The organism is Nostoc sp., assembly GCF_036919595.1.
Classification (GTDB): Bacteria; Cyanobacteriota; Cyanobacteriia; order Cyanobacteriales; family Nostocaceae; genus Nostoc.
In genome coordinates this window covers 1-5,164 of sequence record NZ_JBALCO010000053.1, presented here as the reverse complement: position 1 = coordinate 5,164, position 5,164 = coordinate 1, and the positions used below count along the sequence as shown (strand labels likewise).

At 39.7% G+C, this 5,164-nt stretch carries 3 protein-coding genes; all 3 read left to right on the top strand.

Annotated features, from left to right (window positions below):
• Positions 1-1,089 precede the first annotated feature (1,089 nt).
• The 3 genes from V7K21_RS07080 (at position 1,090) to V7K21_RS07070 (ending at position 4,418) form a co-directional block, all read left to right on the top strand.
• On the top strand, positions 1,090-1,974 hold the full coding sequence (locus V7K21_RS07080; RefSeq protein ID WP_335172808.1) for a carbohydrate ABC transporter permease: 885 nt from the start codon (positions 1,090-1,092) through the stop codon (positions 1,972-1,974).
• Between the two features lie 8 nt (positions 1,975-1,982).
• Positions 1,983-3,083, top strand: a complete 1,101-nt coding sequence (locus tag V7K21_RS07075) for an ABC transporter ATP-binding protein (RefSeq protein WP_335172806.1) — start codon at positions 1,983-1,985, stop codon at positions 3,081-3,083.
• Between the two features lie 1,134 nt (positions 3,084-4,217).
• Positions 4,218-4,418: a CopG family transcriptional regulator gene (locus V7K21_RS07070; protein WP_335172804.1), complete on the top strand. Its 201-nt coding sequence runs from the start codon at positions 4,218-4,220 to the stop codon at positions 4,416-4,418.
• Positions 4,419-5,164 lie beyond the last annotated feature (746 nt).

The following is a 5,164-nucleotide window of genomic DNA, read 5'->3' as shown; positions in this document are numbered from 1 at the left end:
TCAAGTTTTTGTTGTTTTACAAGCTTTTGTACTAAACTCTTTGAGACGGAAAAGATGTTAGCTACTTTCCTGATTGAGATGTTTTTCTCAAGATGTGCTGCAACTATTTTTTCTCGAAGATCGACAGAGTATGACTTCATTTAAAAGTATTTATATTTTAATCTAGTGTACCTCATAATAGACGCAAGTGCTGTATCATCCTGAGCAAAACTGACTTTCAAAGGAGAAAGCTTACATGAATGGGTTTATTATATATTCGTAGACGCGACTTGCCGACTCTGGTAAAAGTCGTTGTGTAGCATTTTTCTCTAGCAACTATGAGCTAGCTAATATAAATTGTTGATAAAAAGTGAAAAGCTTTTTCTGCTTAAATGTCAGGAAATAATTCATAAATAGTATCAGCAAATGAGCAAAAAACTGGATGAAACTCAAAACACTTAATTTATCAGAATAAATTTGAATTAAACTGTTAACAACCTGGATTAAAAGTATTAGTTTACTTATTGGCGCTTCTACTTCAGTAATCACTGCACTTTCTCAAGTTAATTTCAAAGTTATTGCTACTGCACCAAATATTTCACCAGGATCGACCAAACTTGGCAACAAATCTTATCTACTCAATTGGACAGATAATTCTGTCATATATGTGTCTTGCTATCCCATAGTTAAACTCGAATGAAACCTGCACCAATTAAGCTAACACCAAATAGGTATGTCATTACTTGTAAAAATCAATAGATTGTGAGTGAAAAATAAAACTTTACTATTGCAATCTTACTTCCGAATATAACTCAAGAGAAGCAGCTAAAAAATATTATGAGTAATCACCAATTTTTCTGGTAAGATAGTCAGCGTCTTGACCATCAATGCTATAAGCGAAAACCAAGCTAATAAGTATATGTTGCAAGAAAACCCTTCGGCTTCTCTACAAGACGCTACGCGAACGCTCAGAGTAAAAGATTTGAGTCTTGGGAATTAGGACTCCTGCCCTTGGAGGGAATGTCAGACCAATAGAACTGCAAAGTCCTGGAGGCTATTCCTGATGAATTGGGAAGCCCCATCCGTCTATAGGTTGGAGTAGTTCACCCTATGAGTTCAACTCCACAACCAGTTCCAACAACTCCGCAACAAACAGGGAAAAGCAGGTTTTCTCTGAAAAAAATCCTGCTGCTAATAGCAATTGCCTTAGTAATATTATTCAGCCTAGCGCCAGCCCTATGGCAATTGCTGACCTCGTTTAAAGTTAACGAAGATATTGCCGCCGTTCCCACTGTCTATTTACCCACGCGATTCACTTTTAGTCATTACATTGAGTTATTCACCCGTCGTCCATTTTGGCGCTACATCTTCAACAGTGCCTTTGTGTCGATTACTTCTACAGCCTTAGCTTTAGCGATAGGTGCACCCGCTGCCTATGCGCTGGCACGGTTACGCCCTTGGGGTGAAGGAGTTATCCTCGCTAGCGTTCTAATAGTGACTTTATTTCCTGGAATTCTGTTATTCCTGGGACTGTTAGAAATTATCCAAGCGCTCAGATTGGGCAACAACTATCTAGCGCTAATTATACCCTACACTGCCATCAATTTGCCCCTGACAATTCTAGTACTCAGAAGCTTTTTCCAACAATTACCTGAAGACTTAGAAGATTCTGCTAGGGTCGATGGCTACAACACGTTTCAATTACTGTGGCAAATCGTGCTGCCCATGACGCTTCCCGCTTTAGTGACTACTGGAATTCTCACCTTTATTTTTGCCTGGAACGAGTTTATCTTCGCTTTAACGTTTATGACTCGTGAAGAGATGAAGACGATTCCTGTTACTGCTGCTCAGTTGGGTGGTGCGACAGTATTTGAAATTCCTTACGGTTCCATCGCCGCTGCTACTGTTGTAGGGACGTTACCCCTGGTTTTACTAGTTTTGTTTTTCCAGCGCCGGATTGTCCAAGGTCTTACCGCTGGTGCTGTCAAAGGATAAAAAGAAAAATGGCTAAACTCGAACTCAAAAACTTGAATAAAACTTATACTTCCAAAGTTGTCCCTGTCAAAGACGTTAGCTTAACAGTAGATAACGATGAGTTTCTCACTTTACTTGGTCCTTCTGGCTGTGGCAAATCCACTGTTCTACGCATGATTGCGGGTCTTGAAGAACCTACTCGCGGTCAGATTAAGATCAACGAAGCAGATGTCACCTATAAGTCAGCAGGCGATCGCAACATCGCAATGGTATTTCAAAGCTATGCACTCTATCCGCACATGACAGTGTACGAAAACCTCGCTTCTGGACTCAAGCTGAAAAAAGTACCACCTAGAGAAATTAAACAGCGAGTAACAGAAGTGGTAGGAATTTTAGAATTAGAAGAGTTAATGAACCGCAAGCCTGGTCAAATGTCTGGAGGTCAACGGCAGAGGGTTGCGGTTGGTCGTGCTTTGGTGCGTAATGCCGATGTATACCTGCTAGATGAGCCGTTAAGTAACTTGGATGCGCTATTGCGGGAACGAGTCCGAGCCGACCTCAAGCAAATTTTTGCAGATCAAAAAGTCCCTGTGGTCTATGTTACCCATGACCAAACAGAAGCGATGACACTCTCCACGAAAGTAGCTTTGCTCAACGATGGCTATGTGCAGCAACTTGACCCGCCCGAACTCATCTATAACCATCCAGCCAATTTATTTGTGGCTGGATTTGTTGGTAGTCCTCAGATGAATTTGCTGACTCTACTTTGTAATGACCGATCCGCTCTACTAGATAACTTCCAGATATCTCTGCCAGATATACCAACTGTACCACCCCAGATTGTGCTAGGTATCCGCCCAGAAAACGTTCGCATTGCCCAACCAGGTGATACTCAAACTATCCAAGGGCGAGTGTATCTAGTAGAAAACTTGGGTATGCACTATTTGGTGAGTGTCAGGATTGAGGGTTCACAAACTGGAGCGATTATAGTACGTGCTTTGTTGCCAACAGACCAAAATTGGAGTAACGAGGATATTACACTGACATTACCCCCTGAAGATATTCACTGGTTTGATGTTCAATCTGGACATGCTCTTGTCAGAAGGCAAATATTAGGTGTGAGGAGCTAGTAACCCTTTTCAATTACTTTAGCTAATATAGGACTCCGATTTGATTTCTGAAAACATACTGAGACTGGAAAGCCCATTTTATCAAAATTTTATCGGAAATCTTGTTCAAAAATCAGATATGAGTCCTATAGACAATGACTATAGATAAAATATTGAGATGAAATCTACACAAGACAAACTGCTTTATGCCGGGGAACCCGTCCACCGCACTGGCTCACCAACGACGCTTACCCCACTATTTGAGAGTAGAAGCTCTAATAGGTCGAGTAGAGTGAATAAAACGCTTTACTAACTTTTCATTATCACGCTTTAAGTAATAACAAGATCCGCTAGTAGGAAACTTTAAAGCAACTAAACGAACTTGTTGTCTAAGCTGATGTAAATGTCTTAAAATTCTGCCAAACTTTTGGCCGTGGGCGAGCAAAGTTCAGGCTTTAAAAAATTTTGATATTTCACGCCCTTTTTCTGAGATTTTCTGCCGCCTAAGCAAATTCACACTTGAGAATTCGCGATCGCACCACAGGATCACGTAAAGCCTCATCCTTATATGTTGTATTTTTAGACACTTTTTTAAGTAATTTTATGGACTATATTATCTAATAAATACCTAAATATACTAAAATATTCCCTTCATCTCCCATCAAATTTTTGTATTCTTTATTTGCCTTTTACGGGTTTGTACGGGGAGGTACAAGATATGAATAAATCAAAATCCAAGTAGACAATATTCCGGAAAATGATCCTTTGTCTGTTCAAAATTTTGCTTTTGGTCATGATACAGATGGTAAACGAGGGTTGGGTTTTGGATTGTAATTTGAAGGTGGAATCAGCAAAAATTCCCCTCTAAAAGTAGCGATATGCAGATTACGCAACCAATTAAGTAAATTCAATGTAGTCCGTGCCAACAAGTTACTTCCGTATGAACCAGAGCATATCTGAATCTGAAATTCATATAAGTGATTTATTGGTGAAGTTTTTGATTATACGTAAATACCCTGGCGGGGTTATGTCTAGAATAGTCTTATGACAAGGCAAGTATGCTGTGGTTAACATCTAGCTAGTATTGTTATTTATCAACCATTGCCAGAGTGCTTTGTAAGTTTAATTTTTCAATTTTGATTAATAGAGCAAGTCATGAACAAAAAATGGGCTGTCAAACGAATGACGATAAATCTTGCATCAACTGAGAGCGAAAAACTTGAACGATATTGTACAATCACAGGCAGACCAGCAACTGACGTTATTCGACAGTTGATTCGTTCTCTTGAAGTAACTCATCTTGAAGCTTTTGAACGCAATGGTACTAAAATAAACCCAGAGTCTTATGCTGCCTAGTTACTAGCCTCCAGGCTGGGAATGTATTCTGAATAGGTCTGTCCTTACTAGTAAAGGCGGATGACGCGCTCATTGTCACATCCGGTTCTGAAGACGAGTGATTTCTGTGAAGGAATCGCTTAGTTTAACCTCATGTCCGGTTTTGAAGACAGGCAGGTGAGGTAACTTGCCTGCTTAGTTAACGTCCTACCTGTTAGATGATTTCTTCATGGTTCTTAGCTCAGACTGCTGTTGAAGAAAATAGTCAATAATTTCAGCCGAAGTCAAATTTCTTGAGCGGGTAGAGTACAGAATTGATACAATTAAATAATTACTTAGTACCATAAAGCGTGATCAGCGGTGGCGCGTGATGTTAGAGTTCTAAGGACATTGACTCGCGGAAATTTGGTCAATTAGTGACAGATGCCCCACAGTGGACTGAATGGATGGCTTGATTTACTATTTGCTGCGAACAGTTGACTGTTAATTCCTATCTTCCTCATAAGAGTGCAGGTGAAAAGTCCTGCAATATCTAAATGGCAGATTGAATCTGAGTATGTCTTTCAATATACTCATATATGAATATGCTTTACTGCTCTCATCTATGCAATTAGATGCTTGAAAAGACAATTTTGAATGTTTTAATATCATTAAGGAATTTGCAGTTGAATGTTATAGCAGTCGCCATCTCAGTTAGGACGTAGGATATATAGAGAAGTGATTGATTTGTGCATTCCTATGGCAAACCCTTACAGTTATGACCTACG

Bases quoted from the DNA above. Each gene is read 5' to 3' on its own strand.
- V7K21_RS07080 (WP_335172808.1), top strand. From the start codon at position 1,090: ATGAGTTCAACTCCACAACCAGTTCCAACAACTCCGCAACAAACAGGG.
- V7K21_RS07075 (WP_335172806.1), top strand. From the start codon at position 1,983: ATGGCTAAACTCGAACTCAAAAACTTGAATAAAACTTATACTTCCAAA.
- V7K21_RS07070 (WP_335172804.1), top strand. From the start codon at position 4,218: ATGAACAAAAAATGGGCTGTCAAACGAATGACGATAAATCTTGCATCA.